This window comes from Citrobacter sp. Cpo065, assembly GCF_030332805.1.
Classification (GTDB): domain Bacteria; phylum Pseudomonadota; class Gammaproteobacteria; order Enterobacterales; family Enterobacteriaceae; genus Citrobacter; species Citrobacter portucalensis.
In genome coordinates this window covers 153,753-179,828 of sequence record NZ_JAOWHC010000034.1, presented here as the reverse complement: position 1 = coordinate 179,828, position 26,076 = coordinate 153,753, and the positions used below count along the sequence as shown (strand labels likewise).

Annotated in this window: 24 protein-coding genes; 10 read left to right on the top strand and 14 right to left on the bottom strand. The window is 52.3% G+C overall.

The window, feature by feature from the left end; translation table 11 throughout:
* The 3 genes from OGY68_RS16990 to OGY68_RS16980 form a co-directional block, all read right to left on the bottom strand.
* Entirely contained in the window at positions 1 to 1,893 is a 1,893-nt protein-coding gene (locus tag OGY68_RS16990; protein ID WP_048235463.1) for an NAD(P)-binding protein, read from the bottom strand.
* A gap of 88 nt (positions 1,894 to 1,981) precedes the next feature.
* Positions 1,982 to 2,455 carry an ester cyclase gene (locus tag OGY68_RS16985; protein ID WP_057067612.1) on the bottom strand — a complete coding sequence of 158 codons (474 nt, stop codon included), beginning with the start codon at positions 2,453 to 2,455 and terminating at the stop codon, positions 1,982 to 1,984.
* 11 nt (positions 2,456 to 2,466) lie between these two features.
* Entirely contained in the window at positions 2,467 to 3,894 is a 1,428-nt protein-coding gene (locus OGY68_RS16980) for a gamma-aminobutyraldehyde dehydrogenase (RefSeq protein ID WP_057067613.1), read from the bottom strand.
* 315 nt (positions 3,895 to 4,209) lie between these two features.
* Here OGY68_RS16980 and OGY68_RS16975 point away from each other — a divergent pair, with 315 nt between their 5' ends.
* Together OGY68_RS16975 and OGY68_RS16970 are read left to right on the top strand one after the other, a co-directional pair.
* A complete protein-coding gene (locus tag OGY68_RS16975) occupies positions 4,210 to 4,935 on the top strand; it encodes a FadR/GntR family transcriptional regulator (RefSeq protein WP_008784630.1) in 726 nt (241 codons plus the stop codon).
* Positions 4,936 to 4,959: 24 nt separating this feature from the next.
* On the top strand, positions 4,960 to 5,658 hold the full coding sequence (locus OGY68_RS16970; RefSeq protein WP_020996432.1) for a cache domain-containing protein: 699 nt from the start codon (positions 4,960 to 4,962) through the stop codon (positions 5,656 to 5,658).
* A gap of 21 nt (positions 5,659 to 5,679) precedes the next feature.
* Here the strand turns inward: OGY68_RS16970 and OGY68_RS16965 are convergent, their stop codons facing one another.
* Positions 5,680 to 7,161: an APC family permease gene (locus OGY68_RS16965; protein ID WP_003832697.1), complete on the bottom strand. Its 1,482-nt coding sequence runs from the start codon at positions 7,159 to 7,161 to the stop codon at positions 5,680 to 5,682.
* A 332-nt stretch (positions 7,162 to 7,493) separates the two neighbouring features.
* On the opposite strand from OGY68_RS16965, the gene OGY68_RS16960 reads away from it, so the two are divergent.
* Positions 7,494 to 7,634, top strand: a complete 141-nt coding sequence (locus tag OGY68_RS16960) for a hypothetical protein (RefSeq protein ID WP_003832695.1) — start codon at positions 7,494 to 7,496, stop codon at positions 7,632 to 7,634.
* 52 nt (positions 7,635 to 7,686) lie between these two features.
* Here the strand turns inward: OGY68_RS16960 and OGY68_RS16955 are convergent, their stop codons facing one another.
* On the bottom strand, positions 7,687 to 8,580 hold the full coding sequence (locus tag OGY68_RS16955) for a LysR family transcriptional regulator (RefSeq protein WP_032943239.1): 894 nt from the start codon (positions 8,578 to 8,580) through the stop codon (positions 7,687 to 7,689).
* A 305-nt stretch (positions 8,581 to 8,885) separates the two neighbouring features.
* On the opposite strand from OGY68_RS16955, the gene OGY68_RS16950 reads away from it, so the two are divergent.
* Genes OGY68_RS16950 through OGY68_RS16935 form a run of 4 tightly spaced genes read left to right on the top strand, consistent with a single transcriptional unit; the run spans position 8,886 to position 11,991 of the window.
* Positions 8,886 to 9,719, top strand: coding sequence for an ABC transporter substrate-binding protein (locus OGY68_RS16950; protein WP_032943237.1), 834 nt, complete (start codon positions 8,886 to 8,888; stop codon positions 9,717 to 9,719).
* 1 nt (position 9,720) lies between these two features.
* Positions 9,721 to 10,539: an amino acid ABC transporter ATP-binding protein gene (locus OGY68_RS16945; protein ID WP_032943235.1), complete on the top strand. Its 819-nt coding sequence runs from the start codon at positions 9,721 to 9,723 to the stop codon at positions 10,537 to 10,539.
* A complete protein-coding gene (locus OGY68_RS16940; protein ID WP_057067614.1) occupies positions 10,539 to 11,324 on the top strand; it encodes an amino acid ABC transporter permease in 786 nt (261 codons plus the stop codon). The genes OGY68_RS16945 and OGY68_RS16940 overlap by 1 nt, the downstream gene beginning before the upstream one ends.
* Positions 11,314 to 11,991, top strand: a complete 678-nt coding sequence (locus OGY68_RS16935) for an amino acid ABC transporter permease (RefSeq protein ID WP_003832686.1) — start codon at positions 11,314 to 11,316, stop codon at positions 11,989 to 11,991. Before OGY68_RS16940 ends, OGY68_RS16935 begins: the two co-directional genes overlap by 11 nt.
* Positions 11,992 to 12,000: 9 nt before the next feature.
* Here OGY68_RS16935 and ydhT read toward each other — a convergent pair whose 3' ends face one another.
* From ydhT to ttrS, 9 genes are all read right to left on the bottom strand, one after another.
* Complete coding sequence (ydhT, locus tag OGY68_RS16930; RefSeq protein WP_411801003.1) at positions 12,001 to 12,765, bottom strand: protein YdhT; 765 nt, start codon at positions 12,763 to 12,765, stop codon at positions 12,001 to 12,003.
* Positions 12,766 to 12,816: 51 nt separating this feature from the next.
* Positions 12,817 to 13,602 (bottom strand): thiosulfate reductase cytochrome B subunit, encoded by a 786-nt coding sequence (phsC, locus tag OGY68_RS16925; protein WP_057067616.1) that lies wholly within the window; start codon positions 13,600 to 13,602, stop codon positions 12,817 to 12,819.
* A complete protein-coding gene (locus OGY68_RS16920; RefSeq protein ID WP_020996435.1) occupies positions 13,599 to 14,267 on the bottom strand; it encodes a 4Fe-4S dicluster domain-containing protein in 669 nt (222 codons plus the stop codon). Before OGY68_RS16920 ends, phsC begins: the two co-directional genes overlap by 4 nt.
* Positions 14,268 to 14,331: 64 nt before the next feature.
* Positions 14,332 to 14,997, bottom strand: coding sequence for a YdhW family putative oxidoreductase system protein (locus OGY68_RS16915; protein WP_057067617.1), 666 nt, complete (start codon positions 14,995 to 14,997; stop codon positions 14,332 to 14,334).
* Positions 14,998 to 15,007: 10 nt separating this feature from the next.
* Positions 15,008 to 17,110: an aldehyde ferredoxin oxidoreductase gene (locus OGY68_RS16910; RefSeq protein ID WP_003832676.1), complete on the bottom strand. Its 2,103-nt coding sequence runs from the start codon at positions 17,108 to 17,110 to the stop codon at positions 15,008 to 15,010.
* A gap of 119 nt (positions 17,111 to 17,229) precedes the next feature.
* Positions 17,230 to 17,856: a ferredoxin-like protein gene (locus OGY68_RS16905; RefSeq protein WP_003029338.1), complete on the bottom strand. Its 627-nt coding sequence runs from the start codon at positions 17,854 to 17,856 to the stop codon at positions 17,230 to 17,232.
* Between the two features lie 494 nt (positions 17,857 to 18,350).
* Entirely contained in the window at positions 18,351 to 18,560 is a 210-nt protein-coding gene (gene fumD / locus OGY68_RS16900) for a fumarate hydratase FumD (RefSeq protein WP_003029345.1), read from the bottom strand.
* Between the two features lie 92 nt (positions 18,561 to 18,652).
* Complete coding sequence (gene ttrR, locus OGY68_RS16895; protein WP_057067875.1) at positions 18,653 to 19,237, bottom strand: tetrathionate respiration response regulator TtrR; 585 nt, start codon at positions 19,235 to 19,237, stop codon at positions 18,653 to 18,655.
* Positions 19,212 to 20,945: a tetrathionate respiration histidine kinase TtrS gene (gene ttrS / locus OGY68_RS16890; RefSeq protein WP_103014617.1), complete on the bottom strand. Its 1,734-nt coding sequence runs from the start codon at positions 20,943 to 20,945 to the stop codon at positions 19,212 to 19,214. Before ttrS ends, ttrR begins: the two co-directional genes overlap by 26 nt.
* 227 nt (positions 20,946 to 21,172) lie before the next feature.
* On the opposite strand from ttrS, the gene ttrB reads away from it, so the two are divergent.
* From ttrB to ttrA, 3 genes are read left to right on the top strand one after another with little or no spacing between them, the layout of a single operon-like run.
* A complete protein-coding gene (gene ttrB, locus OGY68_RS16885) occupies positions 21,173 to 21,907 on the top strand; it encodes a tetrathionate reductase subunit TtrB (RefSeq protein ID WP_325757434.1) in 735 nt (244 codons plus the stop codon).
* A complete protein-coding gene (gene ttrC, locus OGY68_RS16880) occupies positions 21,908 to 22,930 on the top strand; it encodes a tetrathionate reductase subunit TtrC (protein ID WP_057067869.1) in 1,023 nt (340 codons plus the stop codon).
* Positions 22,923 to 25,988, top strand: coding sequence for a tetrathionate reductase subunit TtrA (ttrA, locus tag OGY68_RS16875; RefSeq protein ID WP_286617277.1), 3,066 nt, complete (start codon positions 22,923 to 22,925; stop codon positions 25,986 to 25,988). Before ttrC ends, ttrA begins: the two co-directional genes overlap by 8 nt.
* Positions 25,989 to 26,076: the final 88 nt, after the last annotated feature.

Below are 26,076 nucleotides of genomic sequence, written 5' to 3'. Positions count from 1 at the left end.
TCACCCCATATCCTTGAGTTCATTAACCGCACGCCATGCCTGATCGATTGCCGTGTGGGCATAAGCACTCCAGTCAGAATCGGAGTTAGCGATGGCAATGCGACCGACTGGCTTACGCGCCCGTTCGATAATTTCTGGCATCTTATCCATATCATCGAACAGCGAGTTGGCGTAGTACGCATAGCCATGCGCCCAGCGGTTAACCGTAATGGCGGCAATATCGCGTTGATTATCAAATCCGGTTGAGCCAAACATCTCCTGCAACTGGGAGCGAATCATCTCCTCATGCGCCGCAAAGGTGGTCCCCAGCAAATAGGCTCGTCCCAGACGGAACTGCTCTCTGGCCGACAGGTTACTGCCCGGATAGGTCGGCACATAGACCATATGAATGACCATCGGATCGTCCGGGGAGGCCGGATGTTGATACCCACCAATACTGACCGGATAGTCGAGCTTAACCCTGCTATAAGGTGCCGCCGGAGAATAAAACTCATGTACGCCAAGCTGTTTGAACGCCTGCCAGTTTTTGACCACCACGTTGGTGTACACCAGCGGTGCCTTCACGTTCAGTTTAAGATCCGCCTGCTGCTGTTCCGGCATCTCAGGCACCAGATACGGGATCATCATGTTATAGCCTGCCATGATGGTGTTCTTACCGCGCACACGGTGCATTTTACCGTCACGCAGATAGGTCACCGCCACGCCATCCTGCACGTTGGCCGCATTAATCACCGTGCTGTTCAGGCGCAGGCGCGTGGTGTTTTCCGGCAGATCCAGCTTTTCGTAATGTAGTCTGGCGAGGACAGAGTCTTCCATCGTGTTGCCCGGTAGCGCATCCGGCAGCATATATCTGACTAACAGGCGGGCTAACCCGGCGTTACCGTCCGGGAAGTGGTAAACATACGGCTCTTCGAGGTCGGCCAGCGACTCTCCGTCCAGCGGCGGTAACCCCATCCCTTCCATGCCGGGTAAGGCGCACGCCCTGGCATCACTACAAGAAATACCTTCAATACCAATAGCAAAGAAGTCGTTGGAACGCTGCTGGAAATAGAGCAGCGCCATTTTGCTCAAACCGACTTTTGTTGCCAAAAATTCACTGTAGCTGTGGGTATCCAGCCATTCCATTTTCTCATCGACCGTCATTCCCGGCAGGTAATCACCGGGCCGGACGTGCAGGTCGATCAGCGCTTTTCTGTCATTCTCACTTAGCGGAAAATCATTGATAAAGTCTTCAATTTTACGCCCATTGAGCCTGTCCGGCGGAATATCATCAGATACCGCGCGGCCCGGATCGCCGCTGACGATTTTTGTTTCGCCAAAATTCTTCTTATCAAAGAAAACGCCGCGACTGAGCTGCCAGTCGGGGTAGAAGTTTACGTCAAAACTCTCTTTCAACCGCGTGACGCTGACGCCCACGGTTTCCATCAACTTTTGTACTTCAGGGCTGAAATTATGCGCAGGGGACTGGAATGCTTCGCTGCCACCATAACCGAGTAATTTCTTACCCGAGCTGGTAAATTCATTGCGTTTGGCGTGTCCACCAAAGTCGTCATGGTTATCGAGGATCAGGATCCGGCTATTTTGCCCGGCAACTTGACGCCAAAAACAACCGGCAGCTAACCCGCTAATACCGCCACCCACAATCACCAGATCGTACTCTTCCTCAACGGGCAGAGCGTTTAAATCAAAATGTTTATGCTCGCGACCTAGCGCATGCGCCATTTCAAACGATCCAGGATGATTACCCCGCAGCCCCGTCAGCGCAGGAGGATAATAATTTCCATCTATAAATGCGTTTCCCTTTCCTGCCGCCCTGACCCACTCCAGCGGGGTAAGCCCCGCCGCAATAGTCACCGCGACGCCGTTGAGAAAATCACGTCTGGTAATTGCCATTAACTTTTTTCCTTATTGCTACACACTGCCTTTAATACGACACAAATAAGAGAGATACCCCTTCTTATTTATAAAGGGGTACAACCGACTACTTCACTGGCTTTAACTCTTCATCCAGTTTTTTAGAATCATAATAATCACCCTGCCAGGTGATTTTTCCTGCTTTAACATGAATATAGCTGACGCCTTCAAATTTGATCGGATTATTTGTCGACGGACTCCCTGCCCATTCACCACTATTTTTGCCTGAAAATTCCCAACGAAAGGCCACGGTATCTTCGTCGTAGACGGGTTTTCCAACCATTTTCCAGCTAAGATCTGGAACCGCCTTAATAAAAGCGCCGATAACCTCTTTTTCTGCTTTTTCCCTGCCGTTTATCGGTTCTCCTGTGGCGGCATCATAATAGACCGCATCATCAGCAAGAAATTGAGCGGCTCGCGAAGCATCATGCGCATTCCACGCCGCCATATACTCTTTTACGGTATTCAGCGATGTACTTTCTGCCAGGCTATAGCCCGAGAACATCACTAATGAAAGCACCGCGATTTTTAATGTTTTCATCGTAATCCTCTCTATTCAGAAATGTCGCACATGATATGTTTCACCCGAGTGTATTCCTCGAGTGAATAAGATGAGAGATCTTTGCCGTACCCCGATTTTTTGAACCCGCCGTGCGGCATCTCGGCACACAGAGGAATGTGATTGTTAATCCACACCGTGCCAAAATCGAGGTCAATGCTGAAGCGTTGGGCGCGACCATGGTTACTGGTCCAGACGCTGGCGGCAAGACCATACTCCACATCATTCGCTTTGTGTAGTACCTCTTCGTCAGTAGAAAACGACTGAATAGTCATTACCGGGCCAAATACTTCATGCTGAATAGCTTCATCATTTTGATGCAAACCGGAGACGATCGTCGGCTCAAAATAGAAGCCTGGACCAGATCCTGCGCGCCCACCGGTTTCAATTTTTGCATGTGCCGGTAAACGCTCAATAAAGCCTTTCACCTGCTCCAGCTGATTCCGGCTATTCAATGCGCCGTACAGTGCATTTTGATCTTCTGGCGGCCCAAATTTGATACTTTTTGTTTTCTGGATCAGTTTTTCAAGAAACTCTGCGTAGATAGATTGCTCTACCAGAATCCGCGTTGCCGCTGTGCAATCCTGCCCGGCATTGAAAAAGCCTGCTGTGGTAATCGTCGCAATCGCCTTGTCCATATCCGCATCGGCGAACACGATTGCGGGCGCTTTCCCGCCCAATTCCAGGTGTGCTCGGGTCAGATTTGCCGCCGCCGAAGCCGCAACCTGCAAACCCGCACGGACCGAACCGGTAATCGAGACCAGTGAGGCTTTCGGGTTTGAAACCACCAGCGAACCAGTGCTGGCTTTGCCCAACACAACGTTAAACGCCCCTCTCGGGAACAACGGTGCGGCCAGTTCAGCCAACAGCAGCGTACTGACTGGCGTGGTGTCGCTTGGTTTTAACACCACCGTGTTGCCTGCCGCCAGCGCTGGTGCAATCTTCCACACCGCCATCATGAACGGGTAGTTCCACGGCGTCACTTGCCCAACAATACCCAGCGGTTCACGACGAATGGTTGAAGTAAATCCTGCGGAATATTCTCCGGCCGCCTTTCCTTCAAGACAGCGCGCCGCTCCGGCAAAAAAGCGGATGGCATCGCAAGATGCCGCGATCTCCTCTTTCTCAATAAAATGGCGAAGCTGACCGGTTTCCTGACTCTGCGCGGTTACCAGTCGCTCAACGTTACGTTCAATCTCATCGGCCAGCCGCAATAACGCCTTTTGCCGCTGTGCCGGCGTCGATTTTCTCCAGATGCTAAACGCCGCCTCCGCTGCTGAGTAAGCCTGCTCTACCTCCGCCTCGTTAGCGTTGGGAGATATTGCGTACGTTTCGCCGTCAACCGGACTCACCAGTTCAAAGCTATCTTCGCTACTGCCTGCTATATAGTGCCCATTAATAAAATGCTTCAGGGTTTTCATGTTTGTCTCCTGCCAATTAATACATAAAGAATCTTATGTAATATATATATTGTAAAACTTTTTCAAATGCGCAACATTGACACTATGATAAGCCTCGCATTTTTAACTTAATTTTCACATTTGCAGGATGAGGCTTTTTATTGCCAGCTGACGCGTTACGCCCAGCTCATCATAAGGTTATCGGGACACACATCCGCTTGTGCAGTGACGTTGCGCCCAGGCATGTAAAATAACTCGGCCATTCTTACCTTCCTTGCCCGACGGGCATGTGTTAAAAATGGTCGTTGTTTCAGGGAATTGAGTACAGAAAAGATTATGATTACTCACGCGGTCATATTTGCGCCTATCGGGCAGGTCAGTCGTTCAGACCAGATAGTCCAACGCCTTTCAAATGCCATTATCACGGGGTTGCTGGAGCCAAAAGAACAGCTCCCCAACGAAACTGATTTGGCAAAGATGATGGGTGTCTCACATATCACTATCAGAGAAGCGCTAAACACGCTTCGGGCTAATAATCTTATCCATACGGTTCGTGGTCGTAATGGTGGGAGTTTCGTTTGCGAAAATATTGATGGCAAAAATAGCGCCCTGCATCCGTTCAAGGCGATCAGTACGGATTATCTGTCTGATCTGGGTGAAATGCATTGCGCCATTATTAGCCATAGCGCGCGGCTGGCTTCCCGACGGATGACCGGTGCGGATATCGCCAAATTTCGCGAGTTTGTCGAGGTGCTCAGAAAGGCAAACTCACCTGAGCTGATGACTCAGGCCGATATGCGTTGTCTGCTGGCGATTGCCGCCAGTTCGCATTCAGCGCGACTGGCCAATCAGGAGCTGCAGGTTCAGGCTGAATGGGCATCGCTGGTGGCGATACTTTATCGCACAGACAGTATTCATGCAGAAATTATCGCGCTTTATTCGGCGCTGGCCGATGCGCTGGCTGCTCACAACGAGGCAGAGTCAGTACAGTTTGCCACGCAGATCATCGACACGTTTACCTACTACCTTATTGAAAAAAAGCTGAAATATAACTCGAACTGACAATCAGTGAAGGCAGGACAGACAATGAGCTCTTCGACATCCCTAAGCGCATTAATTCGTAAAATTGATGATATTACTGTTTCTACCGTAGATTCTACCGTTGCGCTGGCGAGGAGCATCCATGAGGCGATTTCAGGGGTACAAAAGGCCTCAGCCGAGATCGTTCTCGACCCCTCAGTCAGATCCACCGTTCAACAGCACATCAAGCGCACGCTCAATAACAACCATTACTGCTCAGGGGCAGGATTCGCCAGCCATATTGAGAGCACCGCAACCACAAAAGAGTACTGGTTGCTGGAGTGGTGGTATAAGAAAGATAATGGTTTAAGCCAGGCGCATCTGGATTTGGATCAGGCCACTCAACAACGACTGGATTTCAGAACCTTTGAGTGGTTTAAGCATTCTCCTCCGGCAGGCAAAGCCTATATCCACGGTCCCTACGTCGACTATATTTGCAATATCTCCTATACCTTAACGTCAGCCGTCCCGGTCTACTACAACGATCAGTTTCTCGGTGTTGCCGCGGTCGATCTGCTGGTCAGTCAGATAGAAGCCGAACTGCTTTCCTGTGCCCATCCTGACTATGTGATTCTGACTAATCTGGAAAACAGGATCATTTTCTCCAGTTGGCCACGTTTTCGCGTGGGTGAATTGCTGTCACCTGCAAACAGTACCGTGGTGTATCAGAGCGACTACTTTATCCTTTATCACTATCAAAACTAAGGGCCCGAAGGCCCTTAGTTTTTAGTTATCCTGCCCCATATTGAGCTTATTGGCGTACGCAATGGCGTCGTTTTCCGGCGCCGCTGAACGACCAAACGGACGGGTCAGGAACATATAAATAAGCCCCGAGCCAACAACAATCGCCAGGCCGAACAGGACCGTCCAACGGTCGATGAAGTCGCTGCTGTCTGCCGGTTGCGCCAGTAACCAGATCCCGCACAATCCGTAAGCTAACGCCAACACATTCACGATTACGCCCCAACCGCCAATGGTCCACTCCCCCGCCGGTTTCCAGCCTTTCAGACGCTGACGCAGCGCGGCCAGCACAACCATCTGGAACGAGATATAAATCCCGATAACAGCAAACGCGGTGATACGCGACAGGTTATCTGGCTGGAAATAAACCCAAACGCAGATGATCACTGGCAGCAGGCAACTGACGACCATGGCATTATCCGGAACACCATTTTTAGAGATTTTGGCCATCCATTCACTTCCAGGCAGCATTCTGTCGCGGGAGAAAGAAAAGATAAGACGGCTTAACGCAGCCTGCAGAGACAAAATGCACGACAACATGGCGATAATTGCAACCACGATAAAGACAGTCGCGCCAGTTTCGCCCAGAGCTTCATTAAGGATTGCCGGGATCGGATCGGACGTTTTGCCATTCACGATACTGACCAGATTCGGTGAAGCCAGCAAATAACCCATAACAGAAATAATGGCGGAAATCGCGCCGAATACGATGCTTAAAATCATCGCCACCGGGATCTTTTTACTCGGATTCTGCACCTCTTCCGCAACGTTACCGCAGGCCTCAAAGCCAAAGAACATAAACAGCCCCATCAGTGCAGCAGACATAAATGCGGTGGAGTAGCTGCCGTCATGAGCCAGCACGCCCATCGAGTCAAAAATCACAGAGAACGGCTGTGAACGGTGGAAAATCAGCAGATAAATCCCCAGCGCGATCACGCTGACAATTTCACACCAGAAGCCAATTTTTGCCACCCGGGCCAGATTTTTAGTCCCGGACATATTAACGGCCATCATCAACAGCAGCAGCAGAACAGAAGTCACCAACATCGTGGCCGGCGTCTGGCCATAGTGGAAGAGTGATTCAACGAACGTTGATGTATATTCCGCGATCGACGTAATGGTGACCACCAGCGCCCACAGATAGATCCAGGCGGCGATCCACGCATACTTCTTGCCCCACAACCTTCTGGCCCAGGGGTAAAGCCCGCCGGTTATCGGATACTGGGAAGCGACCTCACCAAACACCAATGCCACCAAAAGTTGCCCACATGCGACGATTAAAATCCACCATACTGCGGGCGGCCCCGCCAGCGTTACGGCCAGTGCAAACAGCGAATAGACGGCGGTAAGCGGCGACAGGTAGGTAAAACCCAACGCAAAGTTTGAAATAAGACCGATCGAGCGATTGAACTGTTCTTTGCCATCTTTTTGAAAATTATCATTTTTCTTATCAGGTGTCTGTTCCATATTGCTTTCTCTTTTGTGGAATAGTCGCAGGGTTGAACAATTAATGTATAAAAGATATTAAGTTATATGTATAGTGATTTTGTCGCAGATTTGTTAAAAATGATCGCGCATCACGTTAATTAAAAAGTGGAGATAAAACGGTAGAGAGAGCGAGAATTTTGCGGTATTTACAACCAACGATTCTTTAGCAATTGCGAACCATAGGCTATTTTGGCGGATAAATACGTACAGCGGATTGCGTTCGATGCTAAGTAGCAAGAATCGCTGCTGTTAAGCAACATTTTTGCAATATAATAACGTGATGTTAAACGCTGAACCTGAGCAGGTGAATGATGGAAATTGATCTCGATAATCTGGTCTTTGATGGACTGGAAGAAGCGCAAGAGCGTAACGCTGAACGTCTGGAAGATGCAGACAAGAAAGCGCAGGAAATTATTGCTGATAATGACTGCGGCGACGCCTGCAAAATCTGATTTCCAAACCGGCGCAATGCCGGTTTTTTGTTGCCTGTTAACCCCACCCACTTCAGCCCGTATACCGTAAGGCCTCAATCAGTTGGGCAAAGGCGGCGGTATGCTGTTTTCGGCTGGGATAGTACAAATAATAGCCAGGAAAAGGTTCGCACCAGTCCTCCAACACTTTTTCCAATGCCCCCTCTGCAACAGCCTGCTCGACGGTGTCTTCCGGCACAAAAGCCAGCCCCATTCCCGCCATCGCTGCGCTAATTCGCGGGGGTAGATTGTTAAAAATAAGCTGCCCTTCCACCCGTACGCGCAAATCTTGCCCGTCTTTAGCAAACTCCCAGGCGTATAATCCGCCCAACGTCGGCATGCGCATGTTAATACAGCTGTGATTTTGCAGGTCGTGAGGGGTTTGCGGTTTGCCATGACGAGCAAAATACGCCGGTGACCCCACCACTACCATGCGCCAGTCCGGGCCAATTCTGACGGCTACCATGTCTTTTGCCACCTGCTCACCGAGCCGAATACCCGCGTCATAACGGCCAGTCACAATATCCGTCAGACTATTGTCGATGGTCATTTCCACATTAACATCAGGGTAAGCCTGCAAAAACGGCTCCAGCGCGGGCCAGACGGTAGATTGCAATGCATGTTCGCCCAGCGTCAGGCGGATGTTACCGGCCACGCGCTGACGGACATCGGTTAATGCCAGCAGCTCTGTTTCAATGTCATCAAAACGCGGGCTGATACTGTTGATAAGCCGTTCTCCGGCTTCGGTCGGCGCAACGCTGCGCGTGGTGCGGGTCAGAAGCCGTACATCCAGCCGCTCTTCAAGCCCACGAATCGCATGGCTTAGCGCGGATTGCGAAACCCCAAGTTTTGCCGCTGCCCGGGTAAAACTACGCTCGCGGGCAACGATAATGAGATAATAGAGATCGTTAAAATTATCACGCAGCATGCTTATCCCCACTCCAGACCTGTTGTGATATATGGTACAGGTCCGGAGGGTATTCCAGTAGCATTTCTGGACATTAGCACAGCTCAATCTTATTCAAGCGTGCTCTCACACAAAAACAAAATGCGAATTATTACCAGGCTTATGCACGATTTTACCTTTCACTCATGCATTATTTTCACCCGCTATTAACACATCCTTCACTAATAACATTTTGTATATAGATAAGAATTTTTTCTTATTTTGTCCCAACCGTAAGTTATGGGAGCGTAAAAAGCACAAACCAAAAACTACAGGGATTTCATACAATGATGGCAACGAAAACTAACCGCGCTAAAAAAACACTGCTGGCATTGGGCGTGCTGCTGGCCTCAGGACTTACCGTCTCGCAGGTTCAGGCTGACCAACTGGCCGATATCAAAGCCGCAGGCGTCGTAAAAGTCGCGACATTTGACGCGAATCCTCCGTTTGGCTCCGTCGATGCCAAAACCCATAAGATTGTCGGCTACGACGTTGATTTTGCCGAAGCGCTGGCCAAATCCCTTGGTGTAAAACTGGAACTGGTAGCGACCAATCCGGCAAACCGCATTCCGTTATTACAATCTGGTAAAGCTGATTTAATCGTCGCGGATATCACGATTACACCTGAACGGGCGCAGGTAATAGATTTCTCCGTCCCATATTTTGTTACCGGCCAGCAGTTCCTTGTGCCAGCAAAATCTCCGGATAAGCTCGATGAATACAGCAAAGCGCGAATCGGCGCGGTAAAAGGCACTACCGGTGAGCAGGCGTTACATCAGCGCTTCCCGCAGTCGCGCGTACTGGCCTATGACGATATTCCCCTGGCATTAACCGCATTACGCAACGGTAATGTGCAGGCCATCACCCAGGACAGTACAATCCTGGCGGGCTTGTTAAGCGGTGCGCCGGATAAAGCGGATTTCAAAATTTTGCCGGACCTGCTGAGTAAAGAAGAGATCGGCGTGGGGGTAAAAAAAGGCGAACCCGCGCTGTTAAAAGCCGTCAACGATGAACTTTTGAAGCTGGAGTCTACCGGTCAGGCAGCAAAAATTTATGATGTGTGGTTCGGCCCTGAAACCAAAAATCCGCAGCCCCGCGCCTTTAAAATAGAAGCCCAGTAATATGCTCTCAGCTCTTTTTCATCGTTCCGCAGCTTCGGCTGCGGATTCTACCCAATTGGGTCAGGCAAGCGTCAAACTGCACAATGTGTTTAAACAGTATGACGCTCACACCGTCCTTAACGGCGTTAGCCTGGCGGTTGAACCCGGTGAAGTGGTGACCATTCTGGGGCCTTCCGGCTCAGGAAAATCCACTCTTATACGTCTTATCAACCAGCTTGAGTCGCTCAGCGGTGGCGAAATTTTCATTGATGGTAAACCGATTAGTCAGTTGCGCGGGGCGGCATTACGCCAGTTACGCAGCCGTATCGGTTTCGTATTTCAGCAATTCAATCTCTATTCGCACCTGACTGCGCTGCAGAACATCGCGCTGGCGCTGGAATATGTTCACGGCTGGAACAAGACGGAAGCGGATCGTCGGGCACTTGAGTTGCTGGAAAAAGTGGGACTGGCGGAAAAAGCCAACGCCTATGCCGCGCAGTTGTCCGGTGGGCAGCAGCAGCGCGTGGCCATCGCCCGCGCACTGGCTTCGTCTCCACAAATTATTCTGTTTGATGAGCCCACTTCCGCGCTGGATCCGGAAATGATCGGCGAGGTATTACAGGTAATGAAAAATCTGGCCCACAGCGGTATCACCATGATCGTCGTGACCCACGAAATGCATTTTGCCCGCGAAATTGCCGATCGGGTGGTTTTCATCGATGGTGGCGATATTCTGGAAGTGGCCGCGCCGGAGGATTTTTTCGTCCGACCACAGCACCCGAGAACCCAGCGTTTCCTGAAAAAAGTGCTCGACCCGTTACACCAGGAGTCATCGTCATAATGCATGCAATGGACTGGCAGGGAGTGCTGAGTGGGCAACCCCTGCAATGGATAATTTCCGGTTTTCTCACCACGCTCTGGGTGACGCTGGCGGGTATTGTGCTCGCCACGCTCATTGCCATCTCACTGCTCGGCCTGCGCCTGACGGGCAATCGTCTCGCTAAAGCGATGGTCGGGGTGTGGGTCTCGGTGTTTCGCAACACGCCTTTACTGGTGCAACTGATGTTCTGGTATTTTGCCGCCTGGAACTGGCTACCCCGTAACGTCATTAGCTTTATCAATGCCGATCATCCATGGTCAATTTTGCCGGGTGATGTCTGGTGGTTAACACCGGAGTTTATCTGTTCAGCATGGGGGCTTGGGGTATTTACCTCGGCATTTTTGGTTGAAGAGATCGCTTCGGGTTTACAGGCTGTTTCTGCCGGACAACGCGAGGCTGCCGTGGCGCAGGGGTTTTCATCCTGGGCGATATTTCGTTACATTCTGCTGCCTCAGGGGCTGGCAAACGCCTGGCAACCGATTGTTGGGCAATATCTCAACCTGATGAAGCTTTCCTCGCTTGCCAGCGGTATTGGATTTGCTGAGCTCACCTACCAGGTACGGCAAATTGAGAGCTACAACGCGCACGCGCTGGAAGCCTTTGCCGTTGGCACCGCACTCTATCTGTTTACCGGCATCGTTCTGGGTATGCTGCTTACGCGTCTTGGCCCGCAGTCTGCGTCGGGTAAATCGTCAAAGATAAGAATGCGCATCTTCAGCGTCAGGAGCATACTGCATGATCGCTAATGTTTCGGTCATTACCGACAATCTTGACTATCTCCTGTGGGGACGTGTAGCTGAGGGGCAACCCGGTGGCGTCCTGCTCACTTTGCTGATGGCTATCGGTGCGGCTTTGCTGGCGCTGCCTGGCGGGATCGTTCTTGCCTGTTGTGCCTGGCGATTTCCGGGCGCGGTTCGCAACGGGTTGTTTATCTGGGCGGAATTTATTCGCGGCATTCCGCTCATCTTTGTGATTTTCTGGATGTGGTATTTGCTACCCATGCTGACCGGAAGCGATCTGCCCGGTGCCGTTACCGTGACGCTGGCGCTGGCATGGTTCACCGCCGCCTCGGTGATGCACTCGGTGTATGCTGGAATTAGCGCACTGCCTGGCGGGCAATATGAAGCGGCAGTCGTTCAGGGTTTTCGCCCGGATCAGGCTCTGTGGCTTATCTTGCTGCCGCAGGTGCTGCGTAACGTACTACCGTCGCTGACAGGGATTTTTATTGGGCTGCTGAAGGACACGTCACTGGCGTTTATCGTTAACGTGCCGGAACTCACGACAGTTGCCGGTCAGGTTAACAGCCGGGTGCAAATTTACCCCGCCGCCATTTTTATCTTTACCGGGCTGGTTTATTACCTGCTGTGCTTTAGCCTTGAAAAAATCACCCAGCGCCGATTCGCACTAAAATGACCTCTCGGCTCAACATTCCACGAACTGATGGTCTTCGTTGAGCCGATATTTCACGCCCGCCCGAACGTTATTTTCCCCTTCAACGGCAAGCGCAAAACGCATTCTTTCGCCATCGTGATAAGCCAGCGCCGCACATCCGCCGGGACCAAGAATTATCGAGTCGACAGCACCGGTACTGGCAACAACGGCGTTCTCTCCGCTGGCAATAATGTGGATATTGTCCGCGCAGTTAGCGATTTTCGCCTCTGCGCCAAAACAGGCCAGTTGGGTTAAATCACCGCTACTGGCAATCCGATTTCGATCGCCGAGCGAACTGATACGTACGCGCATGCCGGTACTGGCAATACGCGTTCCGTCGCCCACACTGCTGATACGCGCCGAGTTTCCCGCAATCGCTATTCGCCCGCGATCGCCTGAACTGCCGATATGCGTGTTATAGCCTACACTGCCAATCCTTGCGCTGTAACCGGCACAGGCGATCTGCGCAGCATACCCGGCGCTGGCAATTTTAACGTTGTCACCCGCACTGCTAAATCGGGCATAATCTTCCGCACTCGCCAACGGACGACTGGTTTCCCCTGCAGCTTGCTCACAGGAAATATTCCCCATTGCGTCAATATCCTGCTGAGCAAAACTCGCCTCTTCCCGCCATTTTGACCAGCCGTATTCCACCAGGCTATTTGCCCAATCGGTATACCCTTCCCGCTGGAGCGCGCGATGAACATCGGCATAGCTTCCTCCTGCGGGAAACGCGCGTAGAAACCAGCGATACATGACGGGCCCAACACGCCAGGCCCGTAAGTCACTTCGCGTAATCATCATCGCTTAATGCCGGTGGTAGCCATCCACCATACACTTAAAGGTTTCGCCCGGCGTGCGACCCGTAGTGCAGAGATAAAGATGCCCAAAAATGAAAAACAGACTGGCTATTGCCAGCGCAAAGTGCGCCTGAAGCAGCCAGTAACGCACTCCGGGGAACAGATCGCCGACGGCTACCGGGTAAAGCGATAACAATCCAGTGATCAGTAGCAGTGGCAACAAACCATACATCACGCCAACATAGGCCGCCTGCTGTAACGGATTAAATTTAGAGCGAGGTGAGGCCGGAAATGGGTGTGACTCGCCCTGCATAATGCCAAACAGGTAAAAACGAGTTTGTCTTTGCGCACGAGCGATCCAGCCCTGACGTTGAATAATATAGTGATGTCCGTTGCCGCCAATCAGGTTGATCAGCACAAAACCAATCCAGCAGGCAAGTAGCAAAAAGCCGCAGACCTCATGAACGGTAAGCAGGCTTTTCATTACCGTCGCGCTGACCGCAGAGAAGTGATTGACCAGGCCACTGACCAGAAGTAACAGAAACAGCAGCGCATTCGACCAGTGCCACAGGCGGACAGCCTTCGAATATAAATAGACCTTCTCACCGTGCCCTGCCGACGCTTTATGCGCAGCCCGAAAGCGCAGCATGGCGTGAAGCGCCAGCACCAGCCACATTCCCACCAGCATTAACCCGGCAACGACTAACCACACAGGCCAGTAGTCCGGTGAAAACAGGGGAACATACTGTGCAAGTTGGGCGTGAAACTGTTCGGCATTCTGCGACGCGTTCATACATTTTCCTTTTTAATCAAATGTTGACCGAACCGACGATACAGATGGGGTTTCCCGGCGCCTGCAAGTTGATATTCGTAATACTTGTTTTCTCGCAACCAGGTCTGAATTTCCGGGCTATCTTCACGACCGAAAATCAGCGCATGTTCCGGGCAAGCGTTAACACAGATCGGAGGGAAACCTTTCGCCAGCCGAGATTCAGCGCAGAAGTCGCATTTATCCGCCACTTTGGTTTGCGGGTTGAGATAGCGCACCTGATAAGGACACGCGCCAATACAGTAACTGCAACCAATACAGCAAGACGTATCTACTCGCACAATACCGTTTTCATCTCGCCAGGAGGCACCGGTCGGACACACCTCAATACAAGGTGCATCATCACAATGCTGGCAGGACTGACGGAAGTAGTGATACAGCGTTTCGTTGTCGTTATCGGTTACCGGAATATGCGCTATAGACAAACGGCTGCCCTGGTCAGGTACATGGTTGGTTTTCCGGCATGCACGAGCGCAAATATTGCATCCGTTACACAGTGATTCGTCGTGAATCATGACGTAACGAACGGCTTTAGGGCTCCTGGTACTCGCTAACAGATTTTGACCCGGGCCGGTAAAAAAAATCACCGTCCCCATGCCAATGACAAATTTTCGTCGAGTGAAGGACATCGGGTTATCCTCTAATGCTGTGACAGTGGTCGTCCACACATTCCATGACATCAACCTGAATAATTCAGGGGTTCTGATACTGCTCAACCTCAAGCCATTCACACAGGCCGTACGCTTTGCCATAACTCATAAAACGTTCGCTGAACAAATAAGGCTCCGCATTTGACGATTCCACAGTACGTATATCTGCGTAATCAGGATGCGTTTCCATGGCCGTGAGCGCCGCTGAAATCTGCTGAGACTCAAAGCTGTACGGCGGTTGCGTCAACATGGCGACCTTATAGGGGCGAGGATACGTACGACCGTCGAAGCGTACCGCCTCGGCAATCGCACGGCAGATGTCGTTTTCCACCACCTGCACGCACATGTCGGCATAGTTTGCCGTCATGGTTTGCGTTGAGTAGAAATAGACATCTTCCGCACCCTGCACACGGGTGATATCCGCGTTATTCGCGTCCTGGCACAGCACATCCAGCAGCGCGGAGAGATCGGCTTCAGGGACCGAATAAGGTGGCTGCAGAAACACGCTGCGCGCTACCAGGTGCCCCGATGCCGAATGCTGGCGGATAAAATCTGCCACAATCGACTCCGGGCTGGCGGCTTCCTGAACCTGCGGCGCAGTCACCTGCTCGACCGGCGGGTGAAACGCCTGTAGCCAGTGTCTCTTTTGGCTATCAACCTCGTCAGGAAGCGCCCCAACGGGTGCCTGAACGTTGCTCACGTTAGTCATCTCGCGTTCCTTACGCTGGCAACAGATCCTGCGCAGCCAAATCGGCTGCCACGTCTTCAAGTCCGAGTCGGTTCAGGGTTTCGCGCGTTGGGCAACCCAACTCGGGATCCCAGCCCATTTCCTGATAGAACATCGTCAGTGACTGACGCATATCCTCCCTGTCCATCTTGTCGGTGCCTTCGGTGAAGACCGGAATTTTTGGGTCTTTATCAAACACCCAGGAGCAGATGAGATCGTGTTCATTACGCATATCTTTGGTTTGCATCAGTTTGACCGTATAGGCACGATGCAGGGTAAAGATGCGTTCAGCGGCCAGGTCCAGACTCGCCTGCGTGGTTTCATCACCGGTGACTGCCTGGAAGAATTTCGCTTCCAGATCCAAATCTCCGCGATAGTTGCGGCTCTTGAGTGGTGAAACCGTCATCGGCCAAACCCAGTTACACAGCGTAACCGCGTTATGCAGGCAGACTTTCAGCAGCGTCCATTTGGCATATTTGATCTTGGCGGCATTGATCGGGGTGTAATTCTTGGTCTCGTCGTAGGCGTCCTGCGACCCAAATAACTCGCCCGCCACTTCGCGCTGTAATTTCAGCGGCAAACCGGAACCGATGAAGTTGATATGGGTGTGCGCCATACAGTCACGGTTAAACATACAGTTGGTGATCGCCCCCACCTGCGCCGAGGCTTCGTTTGCATGATGGACCGGAAAACCAAACGGCGACCACAGTTTATTTTTGGCATAACCCCAGTACTCTTCGCCCAAATCCCAGCGTTCAGCAATGGCATACGAACCGTCCGCAAGATGACTGAGTTCCCCCACGCGATGCGCCAGTCGATAGTAAAAATCTTTGATAAAGTTAGGATCGCCCGCCTCCAGTTGATCCCAACGGATCTCCGCGTACTCTTCGGCTGGCAGCACGCGTTTAAAGACGCCTTTCGAATAACAGTAGGTAAAGTCACGGTGCAGCTGGCCGTAGTTACACCAGATACCGTAATCGTCAAACAGGTTCAGTCCGATCAGGTTCCCTACGACTCGCCCATCGTCTTTATCGTCAAAATCTTTCGGGCCATTGGGGAAAATGGTGGTGTGAACAAAGTTCGCCACGCAGGTGTTGCCGCCGGTACTCGGCACGCCAAAATCCTTCACCCGCGGGACATTGAGCTGCGACATACAACGAATAGGGCATGAATGGCAGCCGCTCATTTTGACCGTGTATTTTTCTGCGGCTGGCCCCAGATCGAACACCGATTTATAGGTACGGAAACCCACTGTATTTTGGTTGCCCGGCGGGATTTCACCGGTTTCGATTGGCCCCCCTTCTGCCGCGCCCCAGAAAAGTCCCTTACGGGCTGTCCAGCGCGAGTTTGGCGAAGAGTATTCTGCCCAGGCCTGCGGGGTGCTTGGCACAACGTGGTTGTTGTTGGCGCCGATAAGCTCGGTCATCATGTAGTCATTGAGCCGCTTCATCTCTTTACGATCGGCAATGTTGACGCCTTTAGTCCCTTCTACCGCAATGGCTTTCAGGTTTTTCGAACCCATCACCGCACCTGTACCGGCGCCTCCGCTGTGGTTGCGGCTGTTGATCATGCAGGACAGTGGCACCAGATTCTCACCCGCCTGCCCAATAGCGGCAACGCAGGTTTCCGGGCTGGTAATCCGACAAATCTCTTCGGTTGTGGCGCGAGTCCCCTTGCCCCACAAGAAATCGGCTTTTTCGATGCTGACTTTATCGTCTTTGATGTTGATCCAGACCGGTGATGCAGACTTGCCTTCAATAATAATTGCGTCGTAACCGGCGAATTTCATTTGTGCAGCAAAGAAACCGCCCATATGGGCATCTACGACTAAGTTACCTTTGGTAAACGTCGATAAGGAGGTGATATTGACGCGGGAGCTACAGGGAGCGCCAGACCCCGTTAATGGTCCGGTGGCAAAAACTAGCTTATTCCCTTCATCAAAAGGCATGGTGCCTGGCGGGACTTCGTCGTACATAATTTTATAACCAAAGCCCATCCCACCGACAAATTTTTTAAATTTACTGGAATCTTCAAGGGTGATATTACCCGTGGTGAGATTGACCCGTAAAATATTACCTGTCCAACCATTAGCCATCATGTTTTCCTTTGCAAGAAGGTTTAATAGATATACCCGCCATTCTTCAGGCAGTTTTTTATCCAAAACTGCAGTATTTTTGGCAATTAATGGCGCGAATCAGGTATGCCTGTTATCTATCAAACAGTAATATCTTTCCACTCGATAATTTTTAATGCTCCAGTCGGACAAGCATTGGCGCATTCCCCGCATAACACACATTTTGAGGACTTTTTCGTTTCGGTATTTACGGTCGCCATCATCCACGGGCAGGCTGTGGTACACGCGCTACAGCCAATACAGCGTTTGTGGTCCACCGCAATACAACCGTCTTCCTGTTTCCAGGTAATTGCACCAATTGGGCAGACCTTCATGCACTGCGGATCTTTACATTGTCGGCAGGTATCAGCGGTATAGTTTAAATCGCCATACAGCCCACCACCGGACCCGACGCCATCATCGCCAAAGAAGAAATTGCGATGGATTTTTATCCGGGAAAAGAAGGTCCCTACGGCACCATCGTTATAATTGGTACAGGAAATTTCACAGCGGTGACAGCCCGTACAGCGGGCTCGCTGGGTCACCAGAACCCCTTTCGGCGTATTGATAAGCCCCACGGTCCCACTATCGACATCTTCCTGCTTACAACCAAATAGGGATAACAGCGCGGGGGCAATCGTTAATCCCGCCAGTCCTTTCCCTGATATCCGCAGGAATTCTAGTCGCGTTAAACCACAATCTAAAAATGGACGATCAACCTGGTTCATTTATTTCGCATCCTCTTCGCAAATGCTGTGGTAGCAACACATCCAGGCTAATTTAAACCAGCGCAGCTCAAGCCATATCGGGCGGTTAATGTTGCCAACAACACGTAAATTTTTGCCCTAACCTGATCGCGTAAATGACGGTGGTTAAACTGAATGAATCTAATCCTTTAGGGTTAGGCGCAGAAATAATGTGGTTATTCAGCATGCATAGTCTTGATCGTCATCAATTAAAAAACGGAAGGGATATAATTAATGCGGAGTGAGATTTATTATCATTAACAAATAGAGTGAAATAGCAGCCTATTTAAATTACAAATATTTGTGAACCCTCTCCCAAATATAATACTGCACGGCCACCGATATATAAATAAATACATATCGATTTATAGTTCTCTACAACTAATTATTAACGGAGATAAATTATATAGATTGATAGATTAACGTATCGAGAATAAGAGGACGGCAAAAAATTTCTGCGGTCCTCTTTTTATGAATTAACCGGCCAATGCTTTAATTACGGTCTCAATAGCCTGTTTTTCTAACTCACTGCGCTTCACGCGCTGGTTAGCAAGGGTGGTTCTCAGCACTCCCGCAATGACGATATGCTTAGGTTCTTGTCCCAGATCGCGCATTTCCAGCACTACTTTACCGACTACTCTGCACATTTCACGGTACAACTCGTCGTCTTTCGTCTGATTTCCCATTTTTGCCCGCTCGTCATTAACTCAAACCAACAGCATATATCACTCTGAGGATTTAGACAAAATTCAATGAAAATCAAATAAATGTCATCATTCTACTGAATTATCTGAAGTCGATTAACGAGCTCAGCAAGACTTCCTGCCTGCATTTTTTCCATCACCCGCGCCCGGTGCACTTCAACCGTACGCACGGCAATATTCATGGCATCAGCAATTTCCCGATTCATTAACCCTTTTGCTACCAGATGCGCCAGTTCCCGTTCTTTTGGCGTAAGTTGTTGGTAGCATGAGATGATCTCTTGTCGCGAGAACGCCGCTGCCGAGACCTGCAAGGCATGTTCTAATGCTGCCTGAAGCGGCACGGCTGACACGGGTTTTTGCAAAAAATCGACCGCGCCACGTTTCATTTGCTCAACCGCCATCGGCACGTCGCCGTGCCCGGTGAGAAAGACCACCGCCAGCGTACTTGCTTTCTGACGCATGATTTCATGCACAGCGTGCCCATCCAGTACCGGCATACGCATATCCAGCAGTAGTACGCCCACCTGGTGCAGATTTGCCTCGGCGAGGAATTTCTCGCCTTGCTCCCAGCAAGACACTTCATATCCCAGACTTTCCAATAAAAACGCACAGGCCTGGGTAACGGCAATGTCGTCATCCAGCAGATGAATTATCGCCACTACGGCCTCCTTCCTGATTTGGTTTAAAATACAATGTCACTCTCGCCCCCGCTTTGCCGTCCGGGGCCTGCTGATTTTTGATCTCAATATCTCCGTTTGCGTAGCGTACCAGTCGCTGACAAATGGCCAGTCCTAGTCCCATACCTTCTTTGCGGGTGGTCATAAACGGCTGAAACGCCTGATACAACTGAGCCTCGTCAATGCCTCCGGCATTATCCTGCACCTGAATACGCACGCCACCATCCTTGTGCAGGGCGCTAAACCATACTGTCGTAGCGCCTGCCTGGGCGGCATTGAGTACCAGATTAGCCAGCACCTGCTCAAGAAGAACGCTTGGCAGCATCAACGTTAACGCCTTGCTAACCTGCGTGTGCAGCGTTACCGCCGGGAATTGCTGGGGCATGCGCAGTAATTGCCAGACGTGATGGATAGCATCGTGAACGTTGATGGCTTGCCAGTCATCGGAGAGTACCGGATTGCCCTGTGCCTGGCTGACCCACTGCCGGAGATTGCGCAGCGTATCGGCTCCTCGTTGTGCCTGGGCGTCTATGTGCTCAAGCGCGGGCAGCAACGGATGCTGCTCATCCTGACCACGCAGGCGAATTAGACAGCCTTGGGCATAATGACGGATAGCAGACAACGGCTGATTGAGTTCATGGGCAAAACCGGAGGTCATCTCCCCCAGCACACTCATTTGGCGGGCAGTCTCCAGCGCCTGTTCCTGTTTGTGCAACAACACGTTGTTCCGCTCCAGCTGCCTGCCACGTCGGCGAACCAACAGCATCACCCAGATGTAATTGAGCGTAAGCAACAGCAATACGATGACCACGCCCCCCATCGCCAGTCGGTGTTGAATAAACCAGCTTTTGACATCCAGCCACAGCTGACGCTGCTGCGGATGCTGTCGGACGTCGCGCAGCAACGCTTCTACTTCACGGGTCGAGGCGGGCGCGCCCCAGCGAAACGTCGCGTTTTGCGGTGCATTGAACAGTACCCGCGTAACGCGATCGGCCAGCTCGTCACTCACTGCAGGTAGTGCGGCAAATGACCAGTCCGGATAGAGCGGCGTACTGGTTAAACAGGGAATTGAAGTCGGATGATTCAACACGGTCATAAAATCGGTTTTACGGATGAGGCCTTCTTCATCCATTTTTTCCAGCAGGCACACCGGCACGATCACCGCCTGCACGGCTTTTTCACGTAATAAATAGAGTAAGGCATCGGCGGGAAATCCGGTAAACGTCAGACGTAAATCACGTTCAGGGCGCAGACCGGCATCACTGAGCGCTTTATATCCCAGCAAATAGCCGCCAAACGCCTGAGCATCAATGGCGCCAACCGTTTTGCCGATCAGATCGTGTGCGGAGGTTAACCCACTGTCGCGCCTGACGAGAATGGCGCTGCCAATCACGTTACTGGTGGCTTTCCCACCACGGGTGGAGCGTAACGACGCCAGCCAGCGTAGCGCTGAGCGGCTGTTAAGCTGGACAAACTGCGCCGGATTGGTGACCACAAAGTGTACCGTTCCACGATTCACCGCCTCCTGCATCTGCCGCAGGTCCAGCGGTTGAATATGAAACTGCTCACCGGGGATTTGCTGATTTAACAAGGTTTCCAGCGGCTGCCAGTGATTACGTGTAGAAACCTCCCCGCGCATCGCCAAAACGCCAATGTTCCATGTCTGCGCCCTGACCGCGCCACTTAGCATCCACAGCGACGCCAGTACCGTCAGACATCTTACTACGTTGCGTCCCACTCAATTGTCCCTGTCAATTATGTTGTTTTAGATCAACAACAAGCCGGGTATGTGGTTAACCACAATAGAGTATACCCCGTCACGATTTTTACACTGTAAATCATTGAGATTCTTTATTCATCACACGCAAATCAACGGCGTGACCAATGTTTCGTTGTTGCATCGTGACGGGAGAAAATATGGACAGCAGTAAACGGCAGTTTCTCCAGCAACTGGGCGTCCTGACCGCTGGCGCATCACTGGTTCCGCTGGCTCAGGCGCAATTTCCCTTTTCGCCTGAACGCCACGAAGGCTCACAACAGCATCGCTACGCCATGCTGGTTGACCTGCGACGCTGTATCGGCTGCCAGGCCTGTACCGTCAGTTGCGCCATTGAAAACCAGACGCCACAGGGCGAATTTCGTACCCTCGTCAACCAGTATCAAGTACAGATTGAAGGCCAGCAAAGCGTTACCAACGTCCTGCTGCCGCGACTGTGCAACCATTGTGATAATCCCCCTTGCGTGCCCGTTTGCCCGGTACAAGCCACTTTCCAACGAAAAGACGGCATTGTGGTGGTCGACAACACACGCTGCGTGGGCTGCGCCTATTGCTTGCAGGCCTGCCCTTATGATGCGCGATTCATCAACCATGAAACGCAAACCGCCGATAAATGTACCTTTTGCGTTCACCGCCTCGAAGCGGGGCTGCTCCCGGCCTGTGTGGAATCCTGTGTCGGCGGCGCGCGCATCATTGGCGATATTAAAGATCCGCACAGCCGCATTTCACAAATGCTGCATGAACACCATGACGCCATCAAAGTCCTGAAGCCGGAAAGCGGTACGTCTCCTCACGTGTTCTATCTGGGACTGGATGAGGCGTTTGTCACCCCATTGATGGGACGAGCTCAACCCGCTCTCTGGCAGGAGGTTTAAATGAACCATTCACTGATTATCGACGAGGTTCTGGCCCATCCCCAGGACGTAAGCTGGTTACCCTGGGCCGTACAATACTTCTTTTTCATCGGCATTGCCGCCTGCGCCGCGCTGTTCGCCTGCGTTCTCCACTGGCGCAAAAAAGAAACGGCAAACCTGGAGAATCTGACGCTGTTAATCGCCCTGACCTGCGCGATTACCGCGCCACTGGCGCTGACCGCTGATCTACACCAAACCGCCCGCGTCTGGCATTTCTATGCGTATCCGACGCCATGGTCCTGGATGCCGTGGGGCGCGCTGTTTTTACCGCTGTTTACCGGTTTTTTAGGTCTGTGGTTTCTGTCGCAGCATGTGAAACTGCTAACGCTAAAAAGTTACAGCGTCACAAAATGGTTAGCACTTGGTAGCGCGCTGTCCGCCATCGGATTGCTGGTTTACACCGGCCGTGAAGTGTCGGTGGTACAGGCGCGTCCCATATGGTTCAGTTACGCCTTTCCGGTTGCGATGTTCCTCAGCGCGCTGCAAACATTTCTTGCCCTGCTTATTGCCACGACAAATAGCAAGGACGCACTACCGCGTAAGCTAGCGTGGGGGCAAATGGTCACGTTGATCGCGCTTGCTATCGTGGTGGCGATCTGGGCGAGTGGTAATACGCTTTCCGGTTCGGCTATCCGTCAGTGGCTGGATGTTGCCTCTTCAGCACAACACTACGCTATCGGTTGGGTTGCGCTATGGCTTGTTTCGCTTGCTCTTTGCGGGTTGGTTGTACGTTACCCCTTGTCGCTACCGCTGCGCATATTACTCGCTTTTAGCGCTATGGCGCTGTGCTGGCTAATGCGCTGGACGTTACTCATCCAGGTGCAGACCGTACCGAAATTTAACGCGCAGTTTAATCCCTATACCCTGCCCGGCGGCACCGATGGCTGGCTGGCTATTGTGGGTACCTTCGGCCTGTGGATAGCACTGATTATTATTGTTCGTGAAGCCCTGAACGCGATCGCAAGGAGAATGCAACATGGCTAATTTAACCCGTCGTCAGTGGCTTAAAGTGGGCCTTGCCGTAGGTGGCATGGTGACTTTTGGCCTGAGTTATCGGGATGTGGCAAAGCGCGCGATAGACGGTTTGTTGGACGGAACCTCGGGCAAAATTACCCGTGACCGCATTTTTGCCAACGCGCTCATCCCAGAAGCCAACGCCCGGCCTCACTGGCAGCAAAACCCGCAGCAGGTGATCTCGATGACGCAGTGCTTTGGTTGCTGGACGCAGTGTGGTGTACGGGTTCGCGTTGACACTGAGCAAGGCAAAGTGCTGCGCATTGCGGGCAACCCTTATCATCCGTTGTCGCACGAGCACCATATAGACGCCTCCGTCCCCTTTGCCACGGCAATGGAACAACTGGCCGGGGAGTCAGGTCTTGACGCACGTTCTACCGCCTGCGCCCGTGGCGCAACCTTACTCGAAGGTCTGTACAGCCCGCTACGAATTCTGGAGCCTATGAAGCGCGTCGGTAAACGCGGTGAAGGAAAATGGCAGCGCATCAGCTTCGAACAGCTGATCAAAGAGGTGGTGGAAGGTGGCGATTTGTTTGGTGAAGGCCACGTTGATGGTCTGAGAGCCATCCACGATCCCACTACACCGCTTGATGCGAAACATCCCGGCTTTGGCCCAAAATCCAATCAACTGCTGGTCACCAATACCAGCGATGAAGGACGTGATACCTTTTTACGTCGCTTCGCACTGAACAGTTTCGGCAGTAAAAACTTCGGTGCTCATGGCGCTTACTGCGGCCTGGCCTATCGGGCCGGTTCCGGCGCGTTAATGGGCGATCTGGATAAAAATACCCACGTGAAACCCGACTGGGATAACGTCGAATTCGCGCTGTTTATGGGCACCTCTCCGGCGCAATCCGGCAACCCGTTTAAGCGCCAGGCCCGCCAATTGGCCAGCGCCCGTTTACGTGACGACTTCCGCTATGTTGTGGTGGCGCCAGCCCTGCCATTAACCACGGTGCTGGCTGACGATCGCGGTCACTGGCAGCCCGTACGACCGGGAAGCGACTCCGCGCTGGCTATGGGGATGATAAGCTGGATTATCGATAAACAACGCTATAACGCTGATTATCTCGCCATTCCCGGCGTGCTGGCCATGCAGCAGGCTGGAGAAAAAAGCTGGACTAACGCTACGCATCTGGTGATTACCAATGAAATTCCAACGCTTGCCGGACAACACCTGACCCTCGCCCATCTGAGTGCAAACGCAGCCCAGGAGCCGGTGGTCGTCAACGAGGCCGGTGAGATTGTCGCCGCCAGCAGTTGCCCGCGCGCTCAGCTGTTTGTTACCCGTGAAGTGACGCTGGCCGACGGGCAGACAGTAACGGTAAAAAGCAGCTTCCAGTGTCTGCGTGAGTCCGCAAAGAAACTGTCGCTAACGCAGTACAGCCAGCAGTGTGGGGTGTCAGAAGCAGACATTGCCGCTCTGGCCGACGCATTCACCCGCCACGGGCGTAAAGCGGCAGTGATCACGCACGGCGGTATGATGGCAGGTAATGGATTTTATAACGCCTGGTCGGTGATGATGCTCAATGCGCTGATTGGCAACCTTAGTCTTGAAGGCGGCGTGTTCGTCGGCGGCGGCAAATTTAATGGCGCCACCGACGGTCCGCGCTACAACATGGACAGCTTCGCCGGGAAGGTAAAACCGAAAGGGTTAAGCATCGCGCGCAGTAAAACCGCTTATGAGTCTTCGGAAGAGTACCGCAATAAGGTGGCTGCCGGGCAATCGCCCTTCCCGGCTAAAGCGCCGTGGTATCCGTTTGTCGCCGGTCAGCTTACCGAACTCCTCGTCTCGGCGCTTGAAGGTTACCCTTATCCGCTGAAAGCCTGGATCTCCAACATGACCAACCCGTTTTACGGCATTGCGGGGTTACGCGGCGTGGCGGAAGAAAAGCTCAAGGATCCTGCTCGTCTGCCGCTGTTTATTGCCATTGACGCCTTTATGAACGAAACCACGGCGCTGGCAGATTACATCGTGCCGGATACCCACAACTTCGAAAGCTGGGGATTCAGCGCTCCGTGGGCGGGCGTGGCCAGCAAAGCCACCACCGCGCGTTGGCCAGTTGTCAGATCGGCGACCAGCCTCACGGCTGACGGCCAACCGGCCTCGATGGAGTCTTTCTGTATTGCAGTGGCAAAGCGCATCGGGCTACCTGGATTCGGCGACAATGCAATTACCGATCCGCAAGGTAATCACTATCCGTTAAACCGTGCGGAAGATTACTACCTGCGTCTCGCGGCCAATATTGCGTTTATGGGCAAAGCTCCGGTTGCTGAAGCACAGCCGGAAGACATAGCGCTGACCGGGGTCCAGCGGATCATGCCTGTGATGACCCAAACGTTGAAAACCGATGAAATCAGCCGAGTGGCGTTTATCTACTCCCGCGGCGGGCGCTTTGCGTCGGACAACAGCGGGCGAGTTGATAACCGCGTCGGCAATGCCTGGGAAAAACCGCTCCAAATCTGGAATGCGAACGTCGCCGCGCACCGCCATGCGATTACCGGCGAGCGCTTCAGCGGCTGCCCGGCCTGGTATCCATCACGTCTGTCAGATGGACGTGCGGTCGAGGAGTTGTTCCCGGAACAAGAGTGGCCGTTGAAACTGATTTCCTTTAAATCCAATACCATGTCCAGCGCCACGGCGGTTATCCCACGCCTTCATCATCTGAAGCCGGTTAATCTGGTGGCGCTCAATCCACAGGATGGTCAGCGGTATGGTTTAGCACACGGCGATATCGTGCGTATCACCACCCCCGGTGGTCAGGCGCAAGCGCAGATAAGCCTGCTGCATGGCGTCATGCCGGGTGTTATCGCCATCGAGCATGGTTACGGGCATAAAGAAATGGGCGCGGCACGGCATACCCTCGACGGTGAGCCGATGGCGTTTGATGAGCAGATTAAGTCGGGGATTAATCTCAACGAGTTGGGTTTTGCGGACCCAACCCGACAGGTAGCCAATACCTGGCTTGACTGGGTGTCGGGTGCGTCGGTGCGTCAGGGGTTGCCAGCGAGAATTGAGCGAGTGTAGCTCTGGTGCCACATGGCAACGCGAACGCGTTTTACCCGGCCTACAGGACGTCGTAGGCCGGATAAAGCACTGCCGCCACCCGGCAAAA

What these genes read in the sequence shown, in the direction of transcription:
- phsC (WP_057067616.1), bottom strand. Translation starts at nt 13,602, where the DNA reads ATGAACGCGTCGCAGAATGCCGAACAGTTTCACGCCCAACTTGCACAG.
- ttrA (WP_286617277.1), top strand. Translation starts at nt 22,923, where the DNA reads ATGGCTAATTTAACCCGTCGTCAGTGGCTTAAAGTGGGCCTTGCCGTA.
- OGY68_RS16965 (WP_003832697.1), bottom strand. Translation starts at nt 7,161, where the DNA reads ATGGAACAGACACCTGATAAGAAAAATGATAATTTTCAAAAAGATGGC.
- OGY68_RS16910 (WP_003832676.1), bottom strand. Translation starts at nt 17,110, where the DNA reads ATGGCTAATGGTTGGACAGGTAATATTTTACGGGTCAATCTCACCACG.
- ttrB (WP_325757434.1), top strand. Translation starts at nt 21,173, where the DNA reads ATGGACAGCAGTAAACGGCAGTTTCTCCAGCAACTGGGCGTCCTGACC.
- OGY68_RS16940 (WP_057067614.1), top strand. Translation starts at nt 10,539, where the DNA reads ATGCATGCAATGGACTGGCAGGGAGTGCTGAGTGGGCAACCCCTGCAA.
- OGY68_RS16920 (WP_020996435.1), bottom strand. Translation starts at nt 14,267, where the DNA reads ATGTCCTTCACTCGACGAAAATTTGTCATTGGCATGGGGACGGTGATT.
- OGY68_RS16950 (WP_032943237.1), top strand. Translation starts at nt 8,886, where the DNA reads ATGATGGCAACGAAAACTAACCGCGCTAAAAAAACACTGCTGGCATTG.
- OGY68_RS16975 (WP_008784630.1), top strand. Translation starts at nt 4,210, where the DNA reads ATGATTACTCACGCGGTCATATTTGCGCCTATCGGGCAGGTCAGTCGT.
- OGY68_RS16960 (WP_003832695.1), top strand. Translation starts at nt 7,494, where the DNA reads ATGGAAATTGATCTCGATAATCTGGTCTTTGATGGACTGGAAGAAGCG.
- ttrS (WP_103014617.1), bottom strand. Translation starts at nt 20,945, where the DNA reads ATGCTAAGTGGCGCGGTCAGGGCGCAGACATGGAACATTGGCGTTTTG.
- OGY68_RS16985 (WP_057067612.1), bottom strand. Translation starts at nt 2,455, where the DNA reads ATGAAAACATTAAAAATCGCGGTGCTTTCATTAGTGATGTTCTCGGGC.
- OGY68_RS16905 (WP_003029338.1), bottom strand. Translation starts at nt 17,856, where the DNA reads ATGAACCAGGTTGATCGTCCATTTTTAGATTGTGGTTTAACGCGACTA.
- OGY68_RS16980 (WP_057067613.1), bottom strand. Translation starts at nt 3,894, where the DNA reads ATGAAAACCCTGAAGCATTTTATTAATGGGCACTATATAGCAGGCAGT.
- fumD (WP_003029345.1), bottom strand. Translation starts at nt 18,560, where the DNA reads ATGGGAAATCAGACGAAAGACGACGAGTTGTACCGTGAAATGTGCAGA.
- ttrC (WP_057067869.1), top strand. Translation starts at nt 21,908, where the DNA reads ATGAACCATTCACTGATTATCGACGAGGTTCTGGCCCATCCCCAGGAC.
- OGY68_RS16970 (WP_020996432.1), top strand. Translation starts at nt 4,960, where the DNA reads ATGAGCTCTTCGACATCCCTAAGCGCATTAATTCGTAAAATTGATGAT.
- OGY68_RS16955 (WP_032943239.1), bottom strand. Translation starts at nt 8,580, where the DNA reads ATGCTGCGTGATAATTTTAACGATCTCTATTATCTCATTATCGTTGCC.
- OGY68_RS16935 (WP_003832686.1), top strand. Translation starts at nt 11,314, where the DNA reads ATGATCGCTAATGTTTCGGTCATTACCGACAATCTTGACTATCTCCTG.
- OGY68_RS16990 (WP_048235463.1), bottom strand. Translation starts at nt 1,893, where the DNA reads ATGGCAATTACCAGACGTGATTTTCTCAACGGCGTCGCGGTGACTATT.
- OGY68_RS16915 (WP_057067617.1), bottom strand. Translation starts at nt 14,997, where the DNA reads ATGACTAACGTGAGCAACGTTCAGGCACCCGTTGGGGCGCTTCCTGAC.
- ydhT (WP_411801003.1), bottom strand. Translation starts at nt 12,765, where the DNA reads ATGTATCGCTGGTTTCTACGCGCGTTTCCCGCAGGAGGAAGCTATGCC.
- OGY68_RS16945 (WP_032943235.1), top strand. Translation starts at nt 9,721, where the DNA reads ATGCTCTCAGCTCTTTTTCATCGTTCCGCAGCTTCGGCTGCGGATTCT.